This window comes from Oleiphilus sp. HI0117 (assembly GCF_001635235.1).
In genome coordinates, this window is record NZ_LWGA01000895.1 from 1 (window position 1) to 3,997 (window position 3,997).

Annotated in this window: 4 protein-coding genes, 1 tRNA gene and 1 pseudogene; 3 read left to right on the forward strand and 3 right to left on the reverse strand. The window is 42.2% G+C overall.

Annotation, left to right across the window (positions count from 1 at the left end; all coding sequences use genetic code 11):
* Positions 1 to 7: 7 nt before the first annotated feature.
* The 3 genes from A3757_RS15780 to A3757_RS15790 form a co-directional block, all read right to left on the reverse strand.
* Positions 8 to 1,225 (reverse strand): EAL and HDOD domain-containing protein, encoded by a 1,218-nt coding sequence (locus A3757_RS15780; RefSeq protein ID WP_068553238.1) that lies wholly within the window; start codon positions 1,223 to 1,225, stop codon positions 8 to 10.
* A gap of 213 nt (positions 1,226 to 1,438) precedes the next feature.
* Positions 1,439 to 1,514: transfer RNA gene (locus A3757_RS15785), tRNA-Glu, on the reverse strand.
* Between the two features lie 74 nt (positions 1,515 to 1,588).
* Complete coding sequence (locus tag A3757_RS15790; protein WP_068509768.1) at positions 1,589 to 1,930, reverse strand: hypothetical protein; 342 nt, start codon at positions 1,928 to 1,930, stop codon at positions 1,589 to 1,591.
* A 99-nt stretch (positions 1,931 to 2,029) separates the two neighbouring features.
* Here A3757_RS15790 and A3757_RS15795 point away from each other — a divergent pair, with 99 nt between their 5' ends.
* From A3757_RS15795 to A3757_RS15805, 3 genes and pseudogenes are all read left to right on the forward strand, one after another.
* Entirely contained in the window at positions 2,030 to 2,239 is a 210-nt protein-coding gene (locus A3757_RS15795) for a hypothetical protein (RefSeq protein ID WP_068512686.1), read from the forward strand.
* A gap of 189 nt (positions 2,240 to 2,428) precedes the next feature.
* A complete protein-coding gene (locus A3757_RS15800) occupies positions 2,429 to 3,271 on the forward strand; it encodes a MoxR family ATPase (protein WP_068512684.1) in 843 nt (280 codons plus the stop codon).
* Positions 3,272 to 3,327: 56 nt separating this feature from the next.
* Positions 3,328 to 3,997, forward strand: a pseudogene (locus tag A3757_RS15805) (hypothetical protein); the annotation flags it as partial.

Genomic DNA, 3,997 nt, shown 5'->3' on the forward strand with positions numbered 1-3,997 from the left:
CTGAGTACTAATTCTCTGCAGAAATTTCCAAGGCCTTTCGAGATGATTCGAAATAGATCTCATTGATTTGTTTAGCATTTAACTCGAATTTGGCTAATGCTGTCCAGTCTAACTTTTGCCATTCAGACTGTTCAAAGGCAATTGTGGTGGATAGGGCAAGTCCGGCATTACCTTTTAATAGAGTGAGCGCATCATTTATTCCCGGTGCTAATGAAATATGAGAGACGATATCGCTTAGTGATTGATCAAAAAATGCATCAAGGCAAGAAAGCAGGCCGACGGTGTAAAACTGGTCTTTTAGGCTTGGTTCAATATATTCCGATAGCCTTTCACACATTAGTGCACGTACCAGCGCCATATAGTGCAGCGCTTCGGGCTTGTCGTCCAACTTGCTTAATGCCAGCAAGCTGGCCCAGCTCTTAATTTTATCTATGCCCAGTAAGGTGACTGCCTTGTGAATAGAGTCGATGGTGTTGCTTCGTTTAAAGGCGGCAGAGTTAATTAGCTTGAGAAGCTTGAAGCTTAGTGCCGGGTCTCGGGAAATAATGGAGGTTAAGCCATCCATATCAATCTCGGGTGCTTGAATTTCAGAAATTAGGTTAATTATTGCCATTTTTCCTGCAGCGATTTTCTTACCTTTAATTATCTCGGGCTTGGATAAAAAATAGCCTTGGAAGAGGTCGCAGCCAAGTTCGTGGCAGCGCTTAAATTGCTCAGGTGTTTCGATCTTTTCCGCCAGAAGAGTTACGTCATGCTGCTTAAGGTTTTTAATAGTTGCCTGTAATTCATCATCGTCCATTTCAGGTAGTTCTAGTTTAATAATGTCTACCAGTGGCAATATGCGTTGATAACGTTCATCCATAATAAAGTCATCAAGTGCTAGCGTGAAACCGCGTTGTTTAAGCTTTTTTAGGCTGGAAACAACCTTGTCTGTAATTTCGATATTTTCCAGTACTTCTATTACCACCGTATCAGGGTTGAATAGTGGTGGGTTATGCAGGAGTTCAGCAGTAAAATTGACATAGGCAGGCAGGTTATTCGTAATGCTTGATATATCGCTTTCTGTAAATAAATTAAGTAAAACCCGTGACGTTGCTAGGTTGCCATCAAAGCTACTAATGGGGGTGTCGCATTCACTGCGAAAGAGTAGCTCGTAACCAGTGACTGTTTTTGAACGGTCGTAAATTGGTTGTCTGGCAAGTAATACGTCGTTTTTATCGGTCATACTTTGTCTCAATAGAAAATCCCTAAATCGCACCAAAACTTGTTCGGATAAGTTGGGCGCGTAGTTTGTCTATAAGCAGTTTAGTTGACGCGGGTAAAAACAGGTGGAAAATGGTGCAAAAAAACGTAAAAAGATTGGGTTGGTATCTATATCTAGGGGGAGACTAAGTTCTTGGAAGTATTCGAGAGGTATTGGAGAAGTTAAGAAGGAAAATGGCGTCCCCTAGGGGAGTCGAACCCCTGTTACCGCCGTGAAAGGGCGGTGTCCTAGGCCTCTAGACGAAGGGGACGCAACTGCTTCTCCGTCGAAGTGGCGCGTATACTAGAGAAGAGGCTCGACCAAGTCAACACTTTAAATAAAAAACTATTCAATTTGTTGTAAGCAAGCTTTGAGATTGTTTGCAGTGAGGTCAAATGCTGCAAGAGTGCCCTTACGTTTTATTAGATTTTGGTACTGTTTTAATACTTTATGATGCGTAGTAGGAATCTGAGCTTCTAATTTTTCTTGCGAAAGTCCCTGGTCGATGAGCAGGATAATCTCGAATCGAAGTTTGTTTTCACCAGAGCAAAAATAGTATGCGTGCTCGGCCAAATCTATGGCGGGTAGACCTTTGTTCTTGTATACAAGAGTTGAACAGCGGGCAAAATTTGTGTTGATATCGGAATAGGCGTTTAACGTACCAATATCTTTGGCCAGTTGATACACATACTCGACGCGCTTACGGGCTTTTCTGCTTATATCTGGTAGTGAATCAATTGCGACTTGTTGAGGTAGTCCTCGTTGGAATAATTGTAAAATTGTTAGATGTTCGCTGGTAATTATGGCGCAGGAAAGGTGGGTCTGTTTATTGCCGACTTCGCTAGGGCTTTGTTGGGCGTTTGTGGTAGTGGTGAAGAAGCAAATAAACGTCACTATCAAGAAAAAAACTTGTTTCAATTGGAAGAGCTCACTGATGATTTAAGGTTATTAATTGCACAAATTCCACATGCTTTAGTACCTTATTATAGCGCTTAAAACTCAATATGGATGGTTTCTGGAACACACTGTTGTTGAAATAATCTATTGCCAGGATTTCCGTTGCACTTAAAACTAGAATAGAATTCACGTTTTTCCTATTCAGGCTTTAGTTTCAGTCTGTCTATTTGTTGGTTTTAGTTTGTCTTGGCTGCTTGAGGCAAAGAGTCTATATCAAAAGGTATTAGTATGAGTTTTAAGGGTACTAGCGATTATGTAGCGACCGGTGATTTACAGATGGCTGTAAATGCTGCGATTCAATTAGAAAAGCCTCTTCTTATTAAGGGTGAGCCAGGTACTGGTAAAACTATGCTGGCTGAGCAGTTAGCAGAATCACTTGGCACGCGTTTAATTCAGTGGCACATCAAGTCGACAACAAAGGCTCAGCAGGGCTTGTACGAATATGATGCTGTGTCACGTCTAAGAGATTCCCAGTTAGGAAATGACCGTGTTCACGATATATCTAACTACATAGTGAAAGGGAAGTTGTGGGAAGCCTTCGAAGCAGAAGAGCGTGTTGTGCTATTGATTGATGAAATTGATAAAGCCGATATCGAGTTTCCAAACGATTTGCTTCTTGAAATCGATAAAATGGAATTTTTTGTTTACGAGACACAAGAACGTGTTGTGGCGAAAAATCGACCAATTGTATTGATTACCAGTAACAACGAAAAAGAACTACCGGACGCATTCCTAAGACGCTGCTTTTTCCATTACATCAACTTCCCAGACCACGAAACAATGGAGAAAATTGTGGAGGTTCACTACCCCGGCTTGAAGCAGAGCTTGGTTAAAGAGGCGCTCGATGTGTTTTTTGATGTGCGTAAAGTTCCTGGCTTGAAGAAAAAGCCTTCAACAAGCGAATTGATCGATTGGCTTAAACTATTGATGGCTGACGAAGTATCCGAACAAATTCTACAAGAGCGAGACCCCTCTAAAGCAATACCACCCTTGTATGGTGCATTGATTAAGAATGAACAGGATGTCCACTTGCTGCAGCGCTTGGCATTTATGGCAAGGCGCAAGGGTTAGCCTAAAAGTATTTTTTACTCGCAATCGGTTTGTATTAGTAGAAAAGAGGTATCTCGATGTTAATAGAGTTTTTTCAGGAAGTGCGCCGTTCTAAGGTTCCAGCAACGCTTAAGGAGTTCTTAGACTTAATGGAGGCGCTTGAGAAAAATATAGTCTTTGCTGATATCGATGAGTTTTACTATTTAAGCCGCTTGTGCCTTGTAAAAGATGAGAAAAACTTCGACAAATTTGATCGCGCCTATGGCAAATATTTTGAGGGAATCGAAGCGCTTGATGATCTCTTCGAAGAAATGATTCCAGAAGATTGGCTCAAGGCAGAGTTTGAGAAGAACTTAACTCAGGAAGAAAAGGATAAAATCGAAGCCATGGGCGGCCTCGAAGAGCTAATGGAAGCGTTTAAAGAGCGGATCGAGCAGCAAAAGAAAAAGCACCAAGGCGGGAACCGGATGATTGGTACCGGTGGTACATCACCTTTTGGTGCGAATGGCTATAACCCTGAAGGTTTTCGAATTGGACAGAAAAACGGTCGAAATGGTCGTGCTGTTAAAGTTTGGGAGAAGCGTGGCTACAAAGACCTTGATGGCGATGTAACGCTTGGGATTCGAAATATCAAACTTGCGCTGCGTCGTTTGCGTAAGTTCGCTCGTCAGGGGGCAGCTGATGAGTTGGACTTGGATGATACAATAAGGTCTACCGCGCGTAATGCCGGTTACCTTGACCTTAAGC